Annotated in this window: 17 protein-coding genes; 5 read left to right on the forward strand and 12 right to left on the reverse strand. The window is 70.3% G+C overall.

The features are described from left to right. Window positions 1-242 precede the first annotated feature (242 nt). Together BUQ68_RS17470 and BUQ68_RS17475 are read left to right on the forward strand one after the other, a co-directional pair. Entirely contained in the window at window positions 243-1,145 is a 903-nt protein-coding gene (locus BUQ68_RS17470) for a thermonuclease family protein (RefSeq protein WP_083656674.1), read from the forward strand. 41 nt (window positions 1,146-1,186) lie between these two features. Further along, window positions 1,187-2,707 (forward strand): M48 family metalloprotease, encoded by a 1,521-nt coding sequence (locus BUQ68_RS17475; protein ID WP_095407366.1) that lies wholly within the window; start codon window positions 1,187-1,189, stop codon window positions 2,705-2,707. A 172-nt stretch (window positions 2,708-2,879) separates the two neighbouring features. Here BUQ68_RS17475 and BUQ68_RS17480 read toward each other — a convergent pair whose 3' ends face one another. The 6 genes from BUQ68_RS17480 to BUQ68_RS17505 form a co-directional block, all read right to left on the reverse strand. Further along, complete coding sequence (locus BUQ68_RS17480) at window positions 2,880-3,746, reverse strand: RNA polymerase factor sigma-32 (RefSeq protein WP_075217294.1); 867 nt, start codon at window positions 3,744-3,746, stop codon at window positions 2,880-2,882. Between the two features lie 601 nt (window positions 3,747-4,347). After that, window positions 4,348-4,935: a CarD family transcriptional regulator gene (locus BUQ68_RS17485; protein ID WP_075217295.1), complete on the reverse strand. Its 588-nt coding sequence runs from the start codon at window positions 4,933-4,935 to the stop codon at window positions 4,348-4,350. Window positions 4,936-5,396: 461 nt separating this feature from the next. After that, on the reverse strand, window positions 5,397-5,735 hold the full coding sequence (fdxA, locus tag BUQ68_RS17490; RefSeq protein ID WP_075217296.1) for a ferredoxin FdxA: 339 nt from the start codon (window positions 5,733-5,735) through the stop codon (window positions 5,397-5,399). Between the two features lie 171 nt (window positions 5,736-5,906). Further along, the gene (locus BUQ68_RS17495; RefSeq protein WP_245293298.1) at window positions 5,907-6,365 is read right to left on the reverse strand and encodes an RNA-binding S4 domain-containing protein; all 459 of its coding nucleotides are present in this window, start codon (window positions 6,363-6,365) and stop codon (window positions 5,907-5,909) included. Window positions 6,366-6,426: 61 nt separating this feature from the next. Next, a complete protein-coding gene (locus BUQ68_RS17500; RefSeq protein WP_075217298.1) occupies window positions 6,427-9,858 on the reverse strand; it encodes a helicase-related protein in 3,432 nt (1,143 codons plus the stop codon). A gap of 699 nt (window positions 9,859-10,557) precedes the next feature. Further along, window positions 10,558-11,412: a DUF3108 domain-containing protein gene (locus tag BUQ68_RS17505; protein WP_175577841.1), complete on the reverse strand. Its 855-nt coding sequence runs from the start codon at window positions 11,410-11,412 to the stop codon at window positions 10,558-10,560. A gap of 423 nt (window positions 11,413-11,835) precedes the next feature. On the opposite strand from BUQ68_RS17505, the gene rpmB reads away from it, so the two are divergent. Together rpmB and BUQ68_RS17515 are read left to right on the forward strand one after the other, a co-directional pair. Further along, the gene (rpmB, locus tag BUQ68_RS17510) at window positions 11,836-12,132 is read left to right on the forward strand and encodes a 50S ribosomal protein L28 (protein ID WP_075217300.1); all 297 of its coding nucleotides are present in this window, start codon (window positions 11,836-11,838) and stop codon (window positions 12,130-12,132) included. A 157-nt stretch (window positions 12,133-12,289) separates the two neighbouring features. Then, a complete protein-coding gene (locus tag BUQ68_RS17515; RefSeq protein WP_075217301.1) occupies window positions 12,290-12,841 on the forward strand; it encodes a queuosine precursor transporter in 552 nt (183 codons plus the stop codon). A 12-nt stretch (window positions 12,842-12,853) separates the two neighbouring features. On the opposite strand, the gene BUQ68_RS17520 is transcribed toward BUQ68_RS17515, so the two are convergent. The 4 genes from BUQ68_RS17520 to BUQ68_RS17535 form a co-directional block, all read right to left on the reverse strand. Then, a complete protein-coding gene (locus BUQ68_RS17520; protein ID WP_075217302.1) occupies window positions 12,854-13,888 on the reverse strand; it encodes an esterase-like activity of phytase family protein in 1,035 nt (344 codons plus the stop codon). Further along, on the reverse strand, window positions 13,885-15,813 hold the full coding sequence (cobT, locus tag BUQ68_RS17525; RefSeq protein WP_075217303.1) for a cobaltochelatase subunit CobT: 1,929 nt from the start codon (window positions 15,811-15,813) through the stop codon (window positions 13,885-13,887). The genes BUQ68_RS17520 and cobT overlap by 4 nt, the downstream gene beginning before the upstream one ends. A gap of 182 nt (window positions 15,814-15,995) precedes the next feature. Further along, window positions 15,996-16,982 carry a cobaltochelatase subunit CobS gene (cobS, locus tag BUQ68_RS17530; RefSeq protein ID WP_075217304.1) on the reverse strand — a complete coding sequence of 329 codons (987 nt, stop codon included), beginning with the start codon at window positions 16,980-16,982 and terminating at the stop codon, window positions 15,996-15,998. A gap of 214 nt (window positions 16,983-17,196) precedes the next feature. Beyond that, the gene (locus BUQ68_RS17535; protein WP_075217305.1) at window positions 17,197-17,820 is read right to left on the reverse strand and encodes a J domain-containing protein; all 624 of its coding nucleotides are present in this window, start codon (window positions 17,818-17,820) and stop codon (window positions 17,197-17,199) included. 127 nt (window positions 17,821-17,947) lie between these two features. Here BUQ68_RS17535 and BUQ68_RS17540 point away from each other — a divergent pair, with 127 nt between their 5' ends. Further along, window positions 17,948-18,211 carry a BolA family protein gene (locus tag BUQ68_RS17540; RefSeq protein WP_075217306.1) on the forward strand — a complete coding sequence of 88 codons (264 nt, stop codon included), beginning with the start codon at window positions 17,948-17,950 and terminating at the stop codon, window positions 18,209-18,211. A 208-nt stretch (window positions 18,212-18,419) separates the two neighbouring features. Here BUQ68_RS17540 and aroB read toward each other — a convergent pair whose 3' ends face one another. After that, the gene (gene aroB, locus BUQ68_RS17545; RefSeq protein ID WP_075217307.1) at window positions 18,420-19,586 is read right to left on the reverse strand and encodes a 3-dehydroquinate synthase; all 1,167 of its coding nucleotides are present in this window, start codon (window positions 19,584-19,586) and stop codon (window positions 18,420-18,422) included. After that, window positions 19,583-20,230, reverse strand: coding sequence for a shikimate kinase (locus BUQ68_RS17550; protein ID WP_245293299.1), 648 nt, complete (start codon window positions 20,228-20,230; stop codon window positions 19,583-19,585). The genes aroB and BUQ68_RS17550 overlap by 4 nt, the downstream gene beginning before the upstream one ends. Window positions 20,231-20,338 lie beyond the last annotated feature (108 nt).

Genomic DNA, 20,338 nt, shown 5'->3' on the forward strand with positions numbered 1-20,338 from the left:
GGATCCGTTGCGGTGTTTCCATCCGCAACGCCCAATTGAATAGGAATCCTGTGCTCTATCCTGCTGAGCTACACGAACACTGCCTTCTACCTAGCCATTTCGCCCCGAAAGGGCAAGCCATAGCGGCGCCTGGCCGGCCTTCAAGCCGCCCAAGGGGCGGGCCGTCCATGCGGCACCGGCGCAACGGTCGCTCGCCGCCGCGCGTGCAAACCGGCATGATGCGCTGCACGCGGGATTGATCCATGCTAGTTTCGATGAGCATCAAGGGTGCCCTTCTGGCCACGCTGGCGGGGCTCGTCGTCGCCGCCTTTGCGACGGTGGCCGGGGCCGCGCCAGGGAGCGCGCCCTGCACAGAGGGCGATCGCGTCGTCGTCGCGCTCCATGGGGCGGCAATCGGGGCGATCGGAACCGTGGTTCCGGTGCTGGCGGTCGAGACGGCGGCGCAACCGGCGAGCAGCGTGGTCGGGGTGCGGCTCGAGGGGGTCGTGCTGCCGGCGATCGCCGGCCCGGCGCTCCGCGAGGCGCTGGCGGCGCGGCTCAACGCGGTGGCGCGACGGGGTGCCGGAACGGTGCGGCTGGCCGATCGGCGGCCCGACCGGCACGGCCGGTGGTCCGGGCACCTGATCGACGCCGCCGGGACGTGGGTGCAGGCGGATCTAGTGGAAGCGGGTTTGGCGGTTGCGGATGCGGAGGGCGACTGCGCGGCCGCCCTAATCGCCGCGGAAGCCGCGGCCCGGCGCGCCCGCCAGGGCATCTGGGCGGCGGACGATGTCCCGGTGCGGATCGGTCCGGACGGACGGGCGAGACTGCCGGTGGACTTCGTGGTGGTGGAAGGCCGCGTGCGGACAGTGGGAAATGCCGGGCGGACCACCTATCTGAACTTCGGGGCGGACTTTGCCCGTGACGTGACGATCGTAATCGACGGCCGAACTTTGGCCCGGTTTGATGCGGACAACCGGTTGCCCGCCGGCGGACCGGCCGGATGGGCCGGACGCCTGGTGCGGGCGCGAGGCTGGGCCACGGCTGGTTCGGGCGGCGAGATCCGGCTCGCCAGTCCGCACGCGCTGGAACTGCTCGATGGCGATCCGCCGTCGGACGGGGACGAATTCGAGCGGAACCGCGTTCCGCTGGTGGACGACAAATGACGAAGGGCGGGCTTTCGGGTCCGGGGACGACGGTCATGGGCATGGGTCTTGGACGCGACGACAGCCGGACGACGACGGGACGCCCCGCGCGCGCAGGCGTGGCGCTGGCGCTCGCCATGCTCCTCGGCGGCTGCGTCGCCGGGCTCGGCGGCCGTTCGATCGACGAGGCCGTGCAGGCCAACCAGCTGGCGGCGACGCCGTCGCCGGCCCAGCGCTCCCCGGAGGTGGACGCCCGCGAGGTGGCCATCGCGGAGCGCGAGCACCCGAAAATCCTCGCCTCCTTCGGCGGCACCTACGAGGACCAGGAGGCCGAGGTGGCGATCGCCCGCGCGGTCGGCCGGCTCGTGCGGGCGAGCGACGAACCCTGGCGCAGCTATCGGGTGACCATCCTCAACTCTCCGGCCATCAACGCCTTCGCGCTGCCGGGCGGCTACGTCTACGTGACGCGCGGCCTCCTGGCGCTCGCCAACGACACCTCGGAGGTGGCGGCGGTGATCGCCCACGAGATGGCCCACGTGACGGCGCGCCACGCCTTCGCCCGCGCCGAGCGCGCGGAGGCCGCCGCCGTGGCGAGCCGGGTGGTGCAGGATGTGGTGCAGGACCCGGCCGTCGCCCGGCTGGCGCTCGCCTCCACGCAACTGTCGCTGGCGCGGTTCTCGCAGATCCAGGAACTCGACGCGGACGCCGTCGGCATCCGCACCCTCACCAAGGCCGGCTACGACCCCTTCGCGGCGGCGCGCTTCCTCACCTCCATGGCCCGCTTCGCCGCCTACAAGACCGCCTCGCCCATGGACGACGGCAGCGCGGACTTCCTGTCCTCCCACCCGTCGACGCCCGAGCGCATCGTCCAGGCGAACACTGCCGCCGAGGCCGCGGTGCGCACCGCCGGCACGGCCGGCGACCGGGACCAGGACGCCTATCTGAGGCGAGTGGACGGGCTGATGTTCGGCGACGACCCAGTGGAGGGCTTCGTCCGCGGCCGGGAGTTCCTGCACGCCAAGCTCGGGCTCGCCTTCGCGGTGCCGGCCGGCTTCAACCTGGAGAACACCGCCCGCGCCGTGCTGGCGACCGACCGCAACGGCACCGCCATGCGGTTCGACGGTGCGGACGTGAAGAAGGGCGACGACCTCATCGACTATCTGACGTCCGGTTGGATCAACGGGCTCGACCCGGGCTCCATCCAGACGCTCTCCATCAACGGCATGCCGGCGGCGATCGCCTCGGCGGCGGCGCGCGGCTACAGCTACCGGGTGGCGGTGGTCCGCTTCGGCGACCAGACCTTCCGCTTCCTGTTCGCCACGCGCGCCGAGACGCCGGCCTTCGACCGGGCTTTCCGCCAGACGATCGCGACCTTCCGGCCGCTCGGCCCGGGCGAACAGTCGCGGCTGCAGCCACTCCGCATCCGCGTCACCACGGTGCAGCCGGGGGACACGGCGGAATCGCTCGCGTCCCGGATGGCGCCGGTCGACCGGCCCGTGGACCTCTTCCGGGTGTTCAACGGCCTTGGCCCGCGCGAGCAGCCGGTGGTGGGGCGGAAGGTCAAGCTGATCACCGACGGCTGACGGCGGGAGCCGGTAACGGCCGTCCGGCTGCCGCCGTTGGACGAGACCGAACTCACAGACAGACCCGAAACGCAAAAGACCGGCGCGCCTGTGGCGGCCGGTCTTATCCGTTTTCAGACCGATCCGTCCAGGCGGTCGGGTCTATCCTTGGTCGGGATCGCGCGGACCGCGCTCAGGCGGAGGCACTCATTTCCGGATGGGCGTCGAGGAGAGCGCTCTTCAGCTTTTCGAGCGCCCGGTTCTCGATCTGGCGGACGCGCTCCTTGGAGATGCCAAGGCGCTCGCCGATCGCCTCCAGGGTGGCGCCCTCTTCCTTGAGGCGGCGCTCCTTCAGGATGCGCATCTCGCGCTCGTTGAGGACTTCCATGGCCTGACGCAGCCAGCGGATGCGCCGCTCGCCGTCAATGGCGCTGCCCACCGCCTCGTCCGGCAGGGGCTGGCTGCAGACGAGGAAATCCATCCGGTCGGAGCCGTTGCCCTCGCTCTCGCCGACGGGGGCGTTGAGGGACGTGTCCGGGCCGGACAGGCGGGCCGCCATGGTGGCCACGTCGTCGGCCGAGACGCCGATGGCAAGCGCGATCTCCCGGTGGATCTCGTCGTCCGTCTTCACCGTGCCGGTGCCGGAGAGCTTGGCCCGCAGGCGGCGCAGGTTGAAGAAGAGCGCTTTCTGGGCGGACGAGGTGCCGCCGCGGACGATCGACCAGTTGCGCAGGATGTAGTCCTGGATGGAGGCGCGGATCCACCAGGTGGCGTAGGTGGAGAAGCGCACGTTGCGGTCCGGCTCGAACCGGGCGGCCGCCTCCAGAAGGCCCACGTGGCCTTCCTGGATAAGGTCCGGCATCGGCAGGCCGAAGGTGCGGAACCGGGCGGCCACGGCGATGACGAGGCGCATATGCGATTGGGTGAGGAGATGCAGCGCCTGTTGATCCTGGCGTTCTTTCCAGCGGACGGCCAGGTCGTGTTCCTCCTCGCGGGCGAGGTAGGGCGCCTGCATGGCGGCACGCACGAACGAGCGATTGGCAGCTGGTCTCCGTGGCATCCGATGGCCTCCCTGGGGCACGTTTCCGATCAACCCCGTCTTTCATCTGGCTTACGGATCGCGATCGGCGTCGGATCAGACCGACCCGGCCGCCGGCAAGTCACGGCTCGTTGATCGCCCGCATCCGTCGCAGGCAAGCGTCGAGCGCATCCGTCCGCGGCGCCGGACAACCCACGCGGGACAGTGAGGCGTCCAACGATTGAACACGTCCGATCCGGCGAAGTTCCTTTTCTTTCGGCAGGATCGGCCGTGCTGACGCGGTTGTGAGCGACGGCGGCCAAAGGCAGAACGGCCGAGCGGGGCGTTTTGGCTGCGCGCACCGCAAAGAAGCCGAAACCCGCGGGGGCATGCTGGGTCGGACCAGGTCGGATCGGACCAGGTCGGATCGGACTAGGTCGGATCGGACCAGGTCGGGGCGGACCTAGTCGGGGGGGACCTAGTCGGATCGGACCAGGTCGGATCGGGTTTTGTGTCCGGAAACGAAAACCGCCCGGCTGCGAGCAGCCGGGCGGTTGGTCATCTGGCGTACCGGGCCGTGGTTTCGTCACGACGCGGGAAGAGGATGCGGCGAACGGGTTTGCCGGCCGCCGGTCGGGGCCGATCAGGCCGCCTCGGCTTCGTCCTCGTCGTCCTCGGTCTCGTCGGCGGCGTCGCCGCGCGCGGCCATGCGGCGCGGGCTCTTGTTCAGGCTGTCCTCGATCTTGCGGATCGCCTCGGTCTCGGTGGTGCGGTTCACCGCCGAGATCTCGCGGGCCATGCGGTCGAGGGCCGCCTCGTAGAGCTGGCGCTCCGAATAGGACTGCTCGGGCTGGCTGGAGGCCCGGTGAAGGTCGCGCACCACCTCGGAGATCGCGATCAGGTCGCCGGAGTTGATCTTGGCCTCGTATTCCTGCGCCCGGCGGCTCCACATGGTGCGCTTGACGCGGGCGCGGCCCTTGATGATCTCGAGCGCCTTATCCACCGTCTCGCCGTCGGCGAGTTTGCGCATGCCCACCGTCTCGGCTTTGGCGGTCGGGACGCGGAGCGTCATCTTGTCCTTCTCGAAGACGATCACGAACAGGTCGAGCTTGAGGCCCGCGATTTCCTGCTCTTCGATCGAAACGATCTGGCCCACACCATGGGCCGGGTAGACGATGTATTCGCTGGTCTTGAACCCATTGCGGACGGCGGATTTCTTCGCAGTGGCCATTCGGTCCATCCACTCCTGGTGACGGCAGAGCGCCAGACGCAAGGGGCATTCCGGCTCCACGACCGGCCTGTCCCGCCAAAAATGCGTCTTGGTCGACGGACCGGACGGTCCGTCCTGCCGGCACGCTCTCGCGTTGTTTCAGTCGATCCGGGTGATGACCCAAGGGCGCGTGAGACCGGGAAACGAGGCCGGTGAACAGGTTCCGGGGGAGGATCCGGAACGAGGCCATTCACAAAAAAGCCCCCGGAGGGGACCTTTCGCGCGATCGGGACTATATGTCGACTGTCGTTTGCTTATATAGCACATAAGAGCGCAAGTTCAAAGCCTTCGACGGCCGGCGTGCCGAATTTGCACGGTCCGTCCGCGTTATTCACAGGCTCTTGTGCGAAGCCGACATGACAACCATCCCGAAACGACATGGTCGTCAGGGGCCAATGGTCAGCGTCGCAATCCGGGCGGCGTCAGTCGCCCTTCCCCGGGTTCGGCGAGAAGAACTGGGCCAGCTTGTCGCCGACCCCGTCCATCGCCTTGGCGTCCGCCGGCGGCGTGCCCTTCGTGGTGATGTTGGGCCACTGCGACGCGTAGTCGGCGTTGAGCTTCAGCCAGGTGTCGAGCCCCGACTCGGTGTCCGGCTTGATGGCTTCCGCCGGGCATTCCGGTTCGCAGACCCCGCAGTCGATGCATTCGTCCGGATGGATGACGAGCATGTTCTCGCCCTCGTAGAAGCAGTCCACCGGGCAGACTTCCACGCAGTCCATGTACTTGCAGCGAATGCAGTTGTCGGTGACGACATAGGTCATGGTCGAACTCTTGGATGACGACCCGCGGCGGCGGGCGGCGACAAGCGAAGTGGTGGGTAGCGGACTTCGCAAGGCGGCGCAAGAGGCAGATGCCGCAGCGCCGAACACGGCGCCACGGGCCGGGAACATCCGGACGGGACGCGGGGGACAGGATCCTGTGGAGGGGATGTCTCAGGACGACCCGTCCGGGTCGAACCTGTCGAACCGACGGCGGTCGCGCTTGGTGGGGCGGCCCTCGCCTCGTACCGGGCGCGGTTTCTCGCCGCCGGCCGCGATCGGCGCAACGGGAGACGGAGAGCCGGCCGGCCCGCCGTCATCGTCGGATTCAAGGTCAGGCGCGTCGCCCGCCGGCGTGGCGTCCGGACGGGGCGCCAGGTCCTTGTAGAGCAGGCGCGCCTCCGGATAGGCGCCGCGCCGGGCCGCGAAGCTGAGCACCTTCAGCACCCGGACCTCGCCGCGAAGGCCGATGGTGAGCACGTCGCCGATCCGGACCGGGTGGGCGGACGCGTCGATCTTGCGGCCGTTGACCCGCACGTGCCCGGATTCCGCGAGGGTCTGGGCCACCGGCCGGGTCTTCGCCATGCGGGCGAACCACAGCCACTTGTCGATGCGCTGGCGGTCGTCGGCCACCGATGCCGGCCTCCCCGGTCGACGCACGGCCGCGCCCGGGGGACGCGGCCGGCGAGGTCGATCACTTCTTCTTCTGCTTCTGCTCCAGGTCCGCCTTGAGGGCGAGGAGCGCGGCGAACGGCGAATCGGGATCCACCGGCTTCTCCGGGCGGCGCGGCCGGTCGGCCTGGGGCGGCCGGCGGTCGTCGCGGCGTTCGGGACGCTGATCGTCCCGACGGGGACCACGGTCCTCGCGCGGGCTTTGCTGCGGACCGCGGGGTCCGCGCTGGCCCTGGCCACCGCCGGCCCCGCCGCCACCCTGCCCACCGGCTCCCGGCCCGCCAGCGCCCTGTCCGCCGCCCTGGGCACCCGCGCCCTGACCGCCACCGCCGTGGCGGCGCTCGAAGCGCTGGTTGCCTTCCGAGCGCTGCTGGCCCTCGGGACGGTTGCCACGCTGCTCGCGGCCGCCACGGGCCTCCGGACGACGATGCCGGTCGAAACGGCCCGGCCGCCAGACCTCGACCTCGCGCTCCTCCACCGCCGGTTCGGCGGTGGCCGCGACGGCAGCCGTCGCGTCCGTGTCGGCCGGCTGTTCGTCGGACGCCGGTGCTTCGGTGGTCGGCGCGTCCGCCACGGATGCGGCGTCCTCCGATGTTTCCGCGGCTGCATCCGCCGTCTCCGCGACCGCGTCGGCCAGACTGGCGGCGGTCTCGGACTCCGGGTCCACCGGCGCGGTTTCCGGGGCACCGGCGAGGGCCACCTCGGCGTCCACGGGCTCGCTCTCGACGACTGCAGGCTCGGGAGCGTCCGGCTGCGCCGCCGCGTCCGCGGCGGCAGCCACGGCCGGCTCCACGTCGCTGAGGGGCGCATCGGTGAGGACAGGCTCCGGGACGGTGCGGTCGGTGTCGACGGTCACCAGCGGGTCGGCGCCGAGCGGGGCCGCGTCCGCCGGCGGGGCGGCGATCGCCTCGACCGCCGCGTCGGCGCCGGTCACGGCGGCTGTCGCCTCGAGCGGTGCAGGCGCGGTCCGGACCGGGACGCGGACGGTGCGCTTTTCCATGCGGTAGCCGAGGCCGCGCAGGATGGAGGCGAAGTCCTCGCCCGAGCAGCCGAGGAGCGAGGTCATTGCCACCGTGACGGTGAAGCCGCCCCCTTGCGGGATGGCGCCGTCCGGCGGGGTGGCGTCACCCACCGGCTTCCAGGCGATCAGCGGGCGGATGATGTCGGCGAGACGCTCCAGGATGTCGAGCCGCACCGCCCGCTCGCCGGCGACGCGGAAGCCGACAAGCCTGTAGAGCGTGCGGTCGAAGGCCGGGTCCAGCTTGATGGAGGTCCGGCCGGACGCGGAGAGCTGCGGCAGTTCCGCAAGGCCCGGCATGTCCATGGAACCGTGCTTCAACGCCCAGAGATGCGCGACGAGGGCCGCCGGAGCCGGCTTCAGGAGGGCCGGCACGTAGATGTGGTAGGCGCCGAAGCGGACGCCGTACTTGCGCATGGCGGCGCGGGCGGTCTGGTCGAGGGCCTTCACGTCCTCGGCCACCTCCTGGCGCTCCAGGGTGCCGAGCGCCTCCACCAGGCGGAAGGCGACGCCGCGGGCGATGCCTTCCAGGTCCGGCGCGGTCTTCAGGTCCAGGAGCGGCTTCAGCAGCGTCTGGATGTGCGCGCCGATCCACAGGTCGAGCCGGGCCTGCGCCTTGTCGCGCGCCGGACCGGTGAGCTGTTCGTCGGCGAGCAGCATGACCCGGGGCGCCAGGGCGTCGTCGCCCGCCGCCAGCTTGGCGACCGGCTGGCCGAGCCAGCGCATGGCGCCGTCGGAGGCCAGCACGATGTCGTCGTTGGGCGCCTTGGAGAGGCGCTCGGCGCGCTTCTCGAACTCGCTGGCGAGCGCCTTGGCGGCGGCACCGCGCACGGCCTTGCCGTCCGGCCCTTCCGCGCTGGCGGACTGGTCGGGTGCGAACCGGAACCCGTGGAGCTCGCCGACGTGCTGGCCCTCGACGAGCACGGCGCCGGTCTCTGTGATTTCGGCTTCGAGCATGGCGTTCTCTCTCAGGCGTTTCATCAGGACGGAAGTACGACGGTCTACGAAGCGCTGCGTCAACCGTTCATGGAGCGCATCCGACAGACGGTCCTCTATCTGGCGCGCGCGCTCCTGCCAATGGACAGGATCGGCGAGCCAGTTCGGACGATTGGCCACGTACGTCCAGGTACGGATGTCGGCGAGCCGCGCCGAGAGGGCGTCGATGTCGCCGTCCGCCCGGTCGCAATTGGAAACCTGCCGCCCGAACCACTCGTCCGGTATCACTCCGCGGCCGGTGAGGAAACGGTAGAGTGCGACGATGAGGTCGCCATGATGGGCCGGCGAGATCTTCCGGAAGTCCGGCACCATGCATGCATCCCAGAGAAGCTGCACGTTCAGCGCGCCGACGGCGGCATCCTTTACGGCGGAATCGCGGAGCGCGTATTCGAGCGCGCGGAGGTCGTCGGACGGCAGCGCGCGGGCGAGGCCTTCCAGGCCCGGCGGCTTGTCGAGCGAGGCGCGGAGCGCGTCGACGGAGGCGAAGTCGAGGGCGGTGTTGCGCCACTGGAAGGTGCGCACCGGCTCGAACTGGTGGCTCTCGATCGCCTGGACCAGATCCTCGTCGAACGGCTGCACGCGGCCGGTGACGCCGAAGGTACCGTCGTTGAGGTGGCGCCCGGCACGGCCGGCGATCTGGCCGAGCTCGGACGGGGTGAGGCCCCGGTACTGGTAGCCGTCGAACTTGCGGGCCTGGGCGAAGGCCACGTGGTCCACGTCGAGATTGAGCCCCATGCCGATGGCGTCGGTCGCCACCAGGAAGTCCACGTCGCCGTCTTGGAAGAGGCGCACCTGGGCGTTGCGGGTGCGCGGGCTCAAGGCGCCCATCACCACGGCCGCACCGCCGCGCTGGCGGCGGATGAGCTCGGCGATGGCGTACACCTCGTCGGCGGAGAAGGCCACCACGGCCGAGCGCGCCGGCAGGCGGGTGATCTTCTTCGATCCGGTGTAGACGAGTTGGCTGAGCCGCGGCCGGCTGGTGACGGTGACGCCGGGGAGAAGCTTCTCGATCAGCGGGCGGGCGGTGGCGGAGCCGAGGAGCAGGGTCTCGGACCGGCCGCGCACGTTGAGGATGCGGTCGGTGAAGACGTGGCCGCGCTCCAGGTCGCCGGCAAGCTGGACCTCGTCGATCGCCACGAAGGAGACCACCAGGTCGCGCGGCATGGCCTCCACGGTGGAGACGAAATAGCGCGCGCCGGGCGGCACGATCTTCTCTTCGCCGGTGATGAGGGCAACCTGACCGATGCCGGCGCGGGCGGCGACGCGGGTGTAGACCTCGCGGGCGAGAAGGCGAAGCGGCAGGCCGATGGCCCCGGTGTCGTGGCCGAGCATGCGCTCGATGGCCAGATGGGTCTTGCCGGTGTTGGTGGGACCGAGCACCGCCGTCACGGAGCGGCTGCGGGCGGTCGCCGGCGTCGGCGCGTGGGGCGAAAAGGTCATTCTGGGGACTTCGGCCGGCGCTTTTGGAAAACGTCGTCTCGAGGGGCACGGGGGCGGATGCCGACCCGCCATCAGGGGCCGAACAGGACCCCGTCTGTAACACAGGGTCCTGAGGCGTGCTTGCCTTTTCTGAGGGACCGCCCCGGCGGCTGCGGCCTGGATCCGCGGATCCGGACCGACCGCACGCATATGGGAATCAACCATGAACAGAGCAAGACCGAATCGAACGAGGCAAGAGATTCAGGATTCGTTCTCACATCATCTTGTGGATCGGAGAGTCTTGGACGCAGCCTGTTGAATCGTTCGACTCGGACGGCGAGTCTCTCGACTCAAGCGGCCGAGTCGTTGTCAAGGTGATTCTTACCTTCGACTCGGCAGGCCAAGTGGTTCACGACCCGTTACTCGGGCGAGGCCTCCATAGGACTGTCGCGTTAACGGGTTCAACGGAGCCCGAACGGACGCGGTACGAATCGCGGATCAGGGCGTGTTCCGGTTTCGGCCTCCACCACCGGTGGGGACGGCCGCGCGGCGGGACACAAGTTTCGGCAGCCCGAGCGGCCGGGCGTCGGCGCGCCGTTAACCGGATCGTCCCGTCGCGGGACGAAGACGGCGCTTTCTTCTAACGACAAAGGCGCCCGTCGGCCGGGCGCCCTCGATGTTGGATCGTCGCGGAGGGCGGAGAGCGCCGCCCGGTTTCGATCAGTTGGAGGCGTTCGCCACGGAAGTGCCGTCGCCGAACTGGCGGGCCTGCACGACCAGCATGCCGCGCATGGTACGAACGGCGATCTTGTAGGGCAGCGCCAGGGCGCCGTCCTCGCTCGGCACGAACCAGGCTTCCAGGTCCTTGTTGTCCTCCATGAAGCGGGTGCTCTCCTTGCCCTCGCGGTGGCCGGCCACCGGCACCCAGCGGGCGCCGCAGACGACCGCCTCCCCGGTGTAGCCGGGCACCTTCACGGATTCGGTGGACTTGTAGCTGAGCTTGATGTCGTACCGCGTCCAGCCGTCGAAGATCGGCAGGGTGCGGTCGCAGACCTCGCGGCCGACGCTGCCCTTGTCCCGATTCGGGATGGGAAGGAGGGCGGCCGACAGGGGGTCCACCACGTTGCGCTTGTGGGCGGCCGTGACCGGCACCCGGTCGTCCCGCTGCATCAGTTCGGGGATGGCCCGCAGCGACTTGATGGCGCCGCCGCCAAGGCCCATGGACACCTGGGTGACCTTGTCGCCGCGCGACATCAGCTCGTAGGCCGCCGGGGTGAGGCCGCGGCCGATCCGCCCCTTGGCGGTGGCGATGCTCTCCTCCGAGGAGACGATACGGGCAAGACCCGACGTGGAGATGTGCAGCTTAGCCGCGTAGGACCCGCGCTCGACCTTCACGGCGAGGGATCCCTTGGCGATTCCGAGCCCCATGAAGGAGACGTCGTAGAGCGCCCGGCTCTCTCCGGCGGCGGACGGAGCGGCGCCGGCGACCGGCGCCGACGCGAGGACAGCGGCGCAGACGGCCGCGAAGGCCGTCCGTGCGGCCTTGGTGACAGGGGATCTACCGAGCAGGTACACGGGCATTGCCTCCAGGACGCCGGGCGGGCCGCCAGAACGATGCACTCCGCCCGAAGCGGAATCCGAAGCGTCGTCCCGGGAGACGATCCCGGACGTGCGGCGGTTCCATGGCGGCGTGCGATCTTTCGTGCGGCGATCCGGAATCCGTTTCGTTCGATCCCGGCCCGCTTCGACAATCTTCGTGCCGATATGGTAACCGCTTCGTTAACGCCCGTCACCCTGCCATCAACCGCATGGCGGATCCGGCCGGCCGCCCGCCGGAACCGACCACCAGGGTTGACGCGGCACGACCGGCTCATTATAGACGAGCGACTTTTGAGACAGGGCGCGCCGTTCCTGAAGGGAGCGGGCGCTGGTGCTTGTACGGGACGGTCCGCCCTGGCGCGAGACCTCCCGTCGATGAAGAACAGAAGGAAGATCACCATGGCTCGGCGGTGCGAACTGACCGGTAAGGCCGTCCTGACCGGTAACAACGTCAGCCACGCGAACAACAAGACCAAGCGGCGCTTCCTGCCGAACCTCCTGAACGTGACGCTGCTCAGCGACGCGCTCGGGCAGAGCGTGCGCCTGCGCATCTCGGCGAACGCGCTGCGCTCGGTCGAGCATCGCGGGGGCCTCGACGCTTTCCTGGCGAAGTCCGCCGGCGAGGAGCTGTCCACCCGGGCGCGCCTCCTGAAGAAGCAGATCGAGAAGAAGCAGAGCGAAGCCGCCACGGCCTGACGCCTGCCGGCCGGACAGACCGGCCCGATCATCGGCCGCCGAACGCCGTCCCTTCGGGTTTCGGCTTTCGGCGGCCTTGCCATTTCTGAATGCGTCCCACCCGTTGGGGCCGCCTTCGAGCGAGGCGGTCCGCACCGTCCGCGAAGGGTTTCGCCCCATGACCCTCCTCAGCACCCGCCTGCTGCCGTCGATCACCGCCATGGCGGTGATCGTGATCGCCTCCAACATCCTGGTCCAGGTGCCGTTCACGCCGTTCGGGCTCGGCGACGTGCTGACCTATGGGGCCTTCACCTATCCGTTCGCCTTCCTGGTGACCGACCTCACCAACCGCTGGTACGGCCCCGCGAAGACCCGGCAGGTGGTCTACGTGGGCTTCGCGGTGGCGGTGGTGCTGTCGCTCGTGCTCGCCGACGCGCGGATCGCGCTCGCCTCCGGCACCGCCTTCCTGACGGCCCAACTGGTGGACGTGACGGTGTTCAACCGCCTGCGCGAAGGCTCCTGGTGGCGCGCGCCGCTGGTCTCCTCCTCGCTCGGCTCCGCCCTCGACACGGCCGTCTTCTTCTCGCTCGCCTTCGTCGGCACCGACGTGCCCTGGGTGACCCTGGCGCTCGGCGACTTCGCCGTGAAGATGGCGATGGCCCTCGTTAGTCTGGTGCCCTACGCCGGCCTGATGAACGCCATGAAGCCGAGCGGCGCCCTCGCCCGCTGACGCCCGCGGCCCTCAAGGGCCTGTGAGGGTGAACTCCAGATAGACGGTGCGCTGCAGGAACGACCGGTTGTCGTCGGACAGAAGCGACAGCCGGGTCCGCCCCTCACCGTCTGTCCAGAGGGCGAGCGCCTCCATGTTGTCGATCTGGTGCGAGAGGTTCGCCTCCATCAGAACCGGCCCGTCGATGCGGGCGCCGGGCTTCAGGTCCGCCGCCCGGATGCGGCGGATGCGGCAGCGGACCCCGTCGCGCCACGAATAGGCGCGCTCCAGGATGAAGAGGTCGTCACCCGGCCCGAACTTCGCGTCGGTGATGCTGTAGGTCCCGTCGTTCGCCACCCGGAAGGCGCCGGGCGCCGGCCCGCCGATGAGCCAGCCCGGATTGTCCCGGGACTTGGCGTTGCGCGGCGCGTCCTCGCCGATGGTGACCACGGCGCCGGCGAACGGCCCGCCCGGGCGGCCGATGACGACCGTCTCCAATCCCTTGCCGCCCTTCAGCGCCGCTGTGGCGGGCGGCAGGCGCATCTCCGTCAGCGGACCGGGAAACCCGTCCGGCTCCAAACGGCCGGCGAGAATCCGGGGACGGCCTTCCACGCTGATCACAACGGCGCCGTCGCGGACGTCGAGGGCCTCGGTGTCGGCCTCGAGCTTGCCGCGGAAAGGCTTGCCGCGCCGGTCCCGCAGCGGGGCCGCCCGGCCTTCGGCGAGATCGACAGGCCGGCCGGCGGCGTCCCTGAGGATGCGGGCCTGAAAGGCGAGGCCGTCGTCGGTGATTGCCAGGAAGGCGGATCCGTCCGCCTCGGTCATGACGAGGCCGGAGAGACCGCCGATGGCCCGGTGGCGACTGGAGAGCTGCAGGCCGCCGACGAACTCCAGCGCCCCGAACCGGGTGACCTCCGGGTCCCCGATCTGGAAGGCGGCGATGCGCTGGACCGTGACCGGCACCGACGGCGACAGGGTGGCGGCCCCGGCGGAGAGGCCGAGCACGGTGCCGGCGGCCAGAAGCGCCAGGAGGCCGGAGACGACGGCGAGCCTGGTCCGGCCTCTCACCGGACCCCGACCCGCACCGCCGGCCGTCCGCCGCCGGCCGGACGGCTCACCGTGGCCCGGCCGGCCCGGTCGCGGGCGCGCTCCTCCTCGAAGAGCGAGGCGAGCTGCTCGGTCATGGCGCCGGCCAGCTCCTCCGCGTCCACGATGGTGACCGCGCGGCGATAGTAGCGGGTGACGTCGTGGCCGATGCCGATGGCGATCAGCTCCACCGGCGAGCGGGTCTCGATCTCCTTGATGACGGCGCGCAGGTGCCGCTCCAGGTAGTTGCCCGGGTTCACCGACAGGGTCGAGTCGTCGACCGGCGCACCGTCGGAGATCATCATCAGGATCTTGCGGTTCTCCGGCCGGGCGAGCAGACGCTGGTGCGCCCAGTCGAGCGCCTCGCCGTCGATGTTCTCCTTCAGGAGCCCCTCGCGCATCATCAGGCCGAGGTTGCGCCGGGCCCGCCGCCAGGGCGCGTCGGCCGCCTTGTAGACGATGTGTCGGAGATCGTTGAGCCGGCCGGGCTGCGCCGGCTTGCCGGCGGCGAGCCACGCCTCGCGCGCCTGTCCGCCCTTCCAGGCCTTGGTGGTGAAGCCGAGGATCTCCACCTTCACGCCGCAGCGTTCCAGGGTGCGGGCGAGGATGTCCGCGCAAGCGGCCGCAACGGTGATCGGCCGGCCGCGCATGGACCCGGAATTGTCGAGGAGGAGCGTCACCACCGTATCGCGGAAGGTGGTGTCCCGCTCCATCTTGAAGGCGAGCGGCTGCATGGGGTCGGTCACCACCCGGGTGATGCGGGCGGTGTCGAGCAAGCCCTCCTCCAGGTCGAAGTCCCAACCGCGGTTCTGCTGCGCCATCAGGCGGCGCTGCAGCCGGTTGGCGAGGCGCGAGACGACGCCCTGGAGGTGGAGGAGCTGCTTGTCCAGATAGGCGCGCAGGCGATCGAGCTCGGCCGGGTCGCAGAGATCCTCCGGGCGGGTCACCTCGTCGTACTTCAGGGAGTAGACCTTGTAGTCGTTCTCCGGCGGCTGGTTGGTGAAGGGCAGCTCCGGGCGCTTGCTCTCGCCGGCGTCGCGCGCCTGGTCGGCGGCGTCCTCGTCGAGCGTCTCCTCGGCGGCATCGGCGTCCACCTCCGTCTCGCCGGCCTCCTGCTCCTCGCCTTCGGCCTCCTGCTCCTGGGGGGCGGCCTGGTCGGAGGCGGTCTCGTCCGCGGCGTCGCCCGCGTTCTCCTCGGACGTCGCCTCGTTCTCCTTGCCCTCGCCGTCGTCCTCCGGCTCCTCCGGCTCGCCGCCGAGCTCGTCGGCCATGTCGAGGGAGGCGAGGAGGTGGCGGACGGCCTTGGCGAAGTCCTTCTGCCGGCCGATCACCGTCTCCAGGTTGGCAAGGTCCGGTCCGGCCTTCTCCTCGATCCAGTCGCGCCACTGGGCGAGCACCGGCGCGGCGCTCGGCGGCGGCGGGAGGCCGGCGAGCCGCTCGCGCACGAGAAGCGCCACCGCGTCCTCCAGCGGCGCATCGGCGCGGTCGGTGACCTCGTGGTAGTTGCCGCGGAAATAGCGGTCTTCCAGCATGGTGGTGAGATTCTGGGCAACGCCGGGCATGGCGCGCGCGCCAAGGCTCTCGCAGCGCGCCTGCTCGACGGCGTCGAACACCGCCCGGGCGGTCTTGCCCTCGGGCACGTAGTCGCGGTGCACGGTCGCGTCGTGGCAGGCGAGCCGGAGGGCCATGGAATCGCCGAGCCCGCGGGTGACCGCCACGTCGTGGGCCGTCGGCTTGCGGGGCGGCTCCGGTAACCGCGCCCGATGGCCGGAGAGGGACGGCCGGTCGGTGGCGTAGACCACCTCCAACTCGTGATCGCCCGAGATCGCCCGCATGGCGACGCCCACCGCCTTCTTCAGCGGTTCGGTCTGGGGCTGGGTGCGGGCGGGATTCGGGTCGCGTGCCATGGGTCGGTTCGGTCCTGAGGGAGTGACGGCGGCGTGTTGTCCCGAGCCGTCATCCCGGCGAAGGCCGGGATCCAATCGGCGGAACCCTGTCCGCCGCGATCAAGCATGCCGCCGTCGGCTGGATCCCGGCTTCCGCCGGGATGACGGGTGACGGGTGACCGGGAACGATCGTCCGCTCCCCCTCAGGCCAGCACCATGTTCACCGCGCTCTCCGGCAGGTCCTTGCCGAAGCAGCGCTGGTAGAACTCGGCCACCAGGGTGCGCTCCATCTCGTCGCACTTGTTGAGGAAGGTGACGCGGAAGGCGAAGCCGAGGTCGCCGAAGATGGCGGCGTTCTCCGCCCAGGTGAGCACCGTGCGCGGGCTCATCACCGTGGAGAGATCGCCGTTGACGAAGGCCGAGCGGGTCATGTCGGCGACGCGGACCATCTTGCCGACGGTCTGGCGCCCCTCCTCGCCCTTGTACTGCTTGGCCTTGGCCAGGATGATGTCGACTTCCTTGTCGTGCGGCAGATAGTTCAGCGTGGTGACGATCGACCAGCGGTCCATCTGGCCCTGGTTGATCTGCTGGGTGCCGTGGTAGAGGCCCGACGTGTCGCCGAGGCCGACCGTGTTGGCGGTGGCGAACAGGCGAAAGGCCGGGTGCGGGCGGATCACGCGGTTCTGGTCGAGCAGTGTCAGCTTGCCGGCCACCTCCAGCACGCGCTGGATGACGAACATCACGTCGGGCCGGCCGGCGTCATACTCGTCGAAGACCAGGGCCACGTTGTTCTGGAGCGCCCAGGGCAGGATGCCGTCGCGGAACTCGGTGACCTGCTTGCCGTCGCGGATCACGATGGCGTCCTTGCCGACGAGATCGATGCGGCTGATGTGGCTGTCGAGGTTGACGCGCACCAGCGGCCAGTTCAGCCGCGCCGCCACCTGCTCGATGTGCGTCGACTTGCCGGTGCCGTGATAGCCGGACACCATGACGCGCCGGTTGTGGGCGAAGCCGGCCAGGATGGCGAGCGTGGTGTTGCGGTCAAAGAGATAGTCGGGGTCGTAGTCGGGCACGTACTCGTTGGCTTCCGAGTAGGCCGGAACCTCGATATCGCTGTCGATGCCGAACACCTGACGGACCGAGATCTTCAGGTCCGGAAGGGGTGCGGCGTCGATCGCAGACTGAACCATGGAACCTCCAGGAGGCGCGCCACAGGCGTAGAGGGCGCGCGCCGAACGCGGATCGCGGGATGCGGGACCCCGGGTGGGCGACGATCGGACGGCACCGCAGAGGGTGGCCGCCCGCCTTTCCCGCCGAACCGGTGAAAGCCCGATCGGACAGGCAAATTCCGTGCCCGATCAACGCCGCCGTCGGACGGCGGGGCTGGTCGGGATCGCGGCGACGTTAGCAGAAGCCGGCCGCCTTGAGGTAGTTATAGGCTTGGATGATTTGCCGCAACCGTTCCTCGGACGAACGATCGCCGCCGTTGGCATCCGGGTGGTGGCGTTTCACCAGCACCTTGAACTGGGCCTTGATGTCGGCCTTGTCGGCCTCCAGGTCGAGCCCGAGGGTGTCGAACGCCTTCTGGGTGGCCGACGAGACCTTGCGCTTGGGCGTCTCCACCCGCGCGTGGGCGCCGGACGGGCGGGCGCCGTGGAAGATGCCGAACGGGTCGTGCACCGCCGCCTCCGGCGACGGGCCGGCGGCACGCGGGCCATCGGTGGTCTGGCCCCAGCGGTTGACGCCCATGTTCCAGGTCGGCCGGTGCCCGGTGAGGGCGTCCTTCTGGTAGGCCTGGATGGCGTCGTCGCCCATGCCGGCGAAATAGTTGTAGGACTTGTTGTAGAGGCGCACGTGGTCGATGCAGAAGCGGTGGTACTGGCCCTCGCGGCCGCGCCCCTTCGGCGCCTTGTGCTCGCCCGGCAGATCGCACCCCTCCCATTCGCAGCGCGGAAATTGCTCCCGCGCCTCGTCGGCCGCGTCGGGCCTGATCCGGATCTTGTCGAACAGCTTGGAGTTCATTTTCATGGTCGGTGGAGTATGGGGTGGCACACCCCCCGCGGCAAGCGGCCAGAGACACCGGACCGCTCGAGCCCGTCACATGGCATTCCCGTCATTCCAGAACCCTGTCGCTATTCACCCGGAGACCCGACCGATGACGACCCGCAAGGACCGGATCGCCCGCGCCCTCACCGACGCCTTCACGCCGATCCGCCTGGAGGTGGAGGACGACAGCGCCCGCCACCACGGCCACGCCGGCGCCGCGCCCGGCGGCGAGACCCACTATACCGTGCGCATCGTGGCCGAGGCCTTCGCCGGCAAGACGGCGCTCGCCCGCCACCGCCTGGTGAACGAGGCCCTGGCGGAGGAATTCGGCACCGGCCTCCACGCGCTGGCGATCGAGGCGCGCGCGCCCTGAGGGCATGCGGCGCGGTGCGTGAGGATGGATTGCCGTCAGGTGACGAGGGCACGACCGCGCTCTGATCGTCATGGTCCGCTTCAGGCGGACCAGCCACGCCTTGCGGCGGTGGGCGGTCGAACGGGACGACGAGAGCGGGTCCAGTGGACCTAAGCGTGGGTGGTCCGCCTGCGCGAACCATGACGGGGGTGGTGGGTAAGAAGTACCCCTACCCCGCCGCCAGTTCGTCCGCCAGGAAGCTCTTCACCGCCTCGCCGGGCACGTCCTTGGCGATGAAGCTCTGGCCGATGCCGCGGGTGAGGATGAAGGTGAGGGCGCCGCGGCTCACCTTCTTGTCCTGGGCGATGAGGGCGAGGAGGCCGCCGGCGTCGGGCAGGCCGCCGGGCACCTGGTCGAGGCGGGTGGGCAGGCCCACGGCGTCGAAATGACGGCGCACGCGCGCGGCGTCCTCCGGCCCCATCAGGTTCATGCGCACCGAGAAATCGTGCGCGAGCACCATGCCGATGGCGATGGCCTCGCCGTGCACAAGGCGGTCGGAATAGGCGGTGGCGGCTTCCAGCGCATGGCCGAAGGTGTGGCCGAGGTTGAGGAGGGCCCGGTCGCCGGTCTCCTTCTCGTCGCGGGCGACGATGGCGGCCTTGGACCGGCACGAGGTGGCGATGGCGTGAGTGCGGGCCGGGCCGCCGGCGAACACGGCCGGCCAGTTGTCCTCCAGCCAGGCGAAGAAGGGCGCGTCGTCGATCAGGCCGTACTTGGCGACCTCGGCGTAGCCGGCGCGGAAGTGGCGCTCCGACAGGGTGTCGAGGACGTCGGTGTCGGCGAGGACCAGGTCGGGCTGGTGGAAGACGCCGACGAGGTTCTTGCCGTGGCTGACGTTGATGCCGGTCTTGCCGCCGACGGAACTGTCCACCTGGGCAAGCAGCGACGTCGGCACCTGGACGAAGCGCATGCCGCGCCGGACGATGCCGGCGGCAAAGCCGGAGAGATCGCCGACGACGCCGCCGCCGAGGGCGACCACCGCGTCGCCCCGCTCGAAGCGGCCGCCGATCACCTGATCGACCACCTGTTCCAGGACATCGAAGGACTTCGACCCCTCCCCCGGCGGGATGATGACCGCGGAAGCCGAGATGCCCGCCTCGGCGAGGCTGGCGTCGAGGGCGTCGAGGTGCCGGCCGGCGACCGTGGCGTCGGTGACGACGCAGACCCGCGCCTTCGGCAGCACCCCGGCGATCAGCCCGCCGGCCGCGCCGATCAGGCCGGCGCCGATCAGGATGTCGTAGGACCGGTCGCCGAGGGCGACGGGCACCCGGACCGGGTCGTCGGCGGTGCCGGCGGCGGCAGTGGCCGAGGCGGGCGGAACGGGGGTCGGGGTCATCGGCTCTCCTCCGCCGAGGCGGTGGCGGCGCGGCCCTCCAGCGCCTCCAGCACGGCCTCGACAACCTGGTCGTGGGGAACGTCGTGGGACGGGACCGTCAGGTCGGCGAGGGCATAGACCGGGTAGCGGTCCTCCACCAGCCGGCGCAGCGTGCCTTCCGGGTCCGCGGTCTGCAGCAGCGGCCGGTTGGAGCGGCGCTTCACCCGCTCGAACAGCACCGCCACGTCGGCCTTCAGCCACACCGACACGCCGGCGGCCGCGATGGCGCGGCGCGTCTCCGGGTCCATGAAGGCGCCGCCGCCGGTGGCGATCACCTGCTGGCGCTCGCGCAGCAGCCGGGCGATCACCCGCCGCTCGCCGGCGCGGAAATAGGCCTCGCCGTGCTCGGCGAAGATCTCCGGGATGGTCTTGTTGGCGGCCGCCTCGATGGCGTGGTCGGCGTCCACGAAGGGCAGGCCGAGGCGGATCGCCAGGCGCTTGCCGACGCTGGTCTTGCCCGCGCCCATCATGCCGACGAGCACGATCGACCGGCGCCGGAGCGTCGTCAGGATATGCGCTGCCCGCCGCGGATCCGGGGGCGACGGCGGATGGGCCGGGTCCGCCGGCATCGGATCGGCGTCGAGGCCGTCGTGGTTGTCCGTCATGGGCTGTTCTTGAGGCGGATCCGCGCGCTCTGTCAAGCGAGGCGCCGGGTTGCGGGCCGGTTGCGCGGTCGGGCTTGGCGGGCGCGAAGTTCGCACTTGGCGAGCGCC

The sequence above is a fragment of the Mongoliimonas terrestris genome, assembly GCF_001927285.1.
Classification (GTDB): Bacteria; Pseudomonadota; Alphaproteobacteria; order Rhizobiales; family Pleomorphomonadaceae; genus Chthonobacter; species Chthonobacter terrestris.

Coding starts and splice junctions, on each gene's coding strand:
- BUQ68_RS17500 (WP_075217298.1), bottom strand. CDS start 9,858: ATGACCTTTTCGCCCCACGCGCCGACGCCGGCGACCGCCCGCAGCCGC.
- BUQ68_RS17550 (WP_245293299.1), bottom strand. CDS start 20,230: ATGACGGACAACCACGACGGCCTCGACGCCGATCCGATGCCGGCGGAC.
- BUQ68_RS17485 (WP_075217295.1), bottom strand. CDS start 4,935: ATGGCCACTGCGAAGAAATCCGCCGTCCGCAATGGGTTCAAGACCAGC.
- BUQ68_RS17540 (WP_075217306.1), top strand. CDS start 17,948: ATGACGACCCGCAAGGACCGGATCGCCCGCGCCCTCACCGACGCCTTC.
- fdxA (WP_075217296.1), bottom strand. CDS start 5,735: ATGACCTATGTCGTCACCGACAACTGCATTCGCTGCAAGTACATGGAC.
- BUQ68_RS17480 (WP_075217294.1), bottom strand. CDS start 3,746: ATGCCACGGAGACCAGCTGCCAATCGCTCGTTCGTGCGTGCCGCCATG.
- aroB (WP_075217307.1), bottom strand. CDS start 19,586: ATGACCCCGACCCCCGTTCCGCCCGCCTCGGCCACTGCCGCCGCCGGC.
- BUQ68_RS17515 (WP_075217301.1), top strand. CDS start 12,290: ATGACCCTCCTCAGCACCCGCCTGCTGCCGTCGATCACCGCCATGGCG.
- rpmB (WP_075217300.1), top strand. CDS start 11,836: ATGGCTCGGCGGTGCGAACTGACCGGTAAGGCCGTCCTGACCGGTAAC.
- cobT (WP_075217303.1), bottom strand. CDS start 15,813: ATGGCACGCGACCCGAATCCCGCCCGCACCCAGCCCCAGACCGAACCG.
- BUQ68_RS17535 (WP_075217305.1), bottom strand. CDS start 17,820: ATGAAAATGAACTCCAAGCTGTTCGACAAGATCCGGATCAGGCCCGAC.
- BUQ68_RS17475 (WP_095407366.1), top strand. CDS start 1,187: ATGGGTCTTGGACGCGACGACAGCCGGACGACGACGGGACGCCCCGCG.
- cobS (WP_075217304.1), bottom strand. CDS start 16,982: ATGGTTCAGTCTGCGATCGACGCCGCACCCCTTCCGGACCTGAAGATC.
- BUQ68_RS17470 (WP_083656674.1), top strand. CDS start 243: ATGCTAGTTTCGATGAGCATCAAGGGTGCCCTTCTGGCCACGCTGGCG.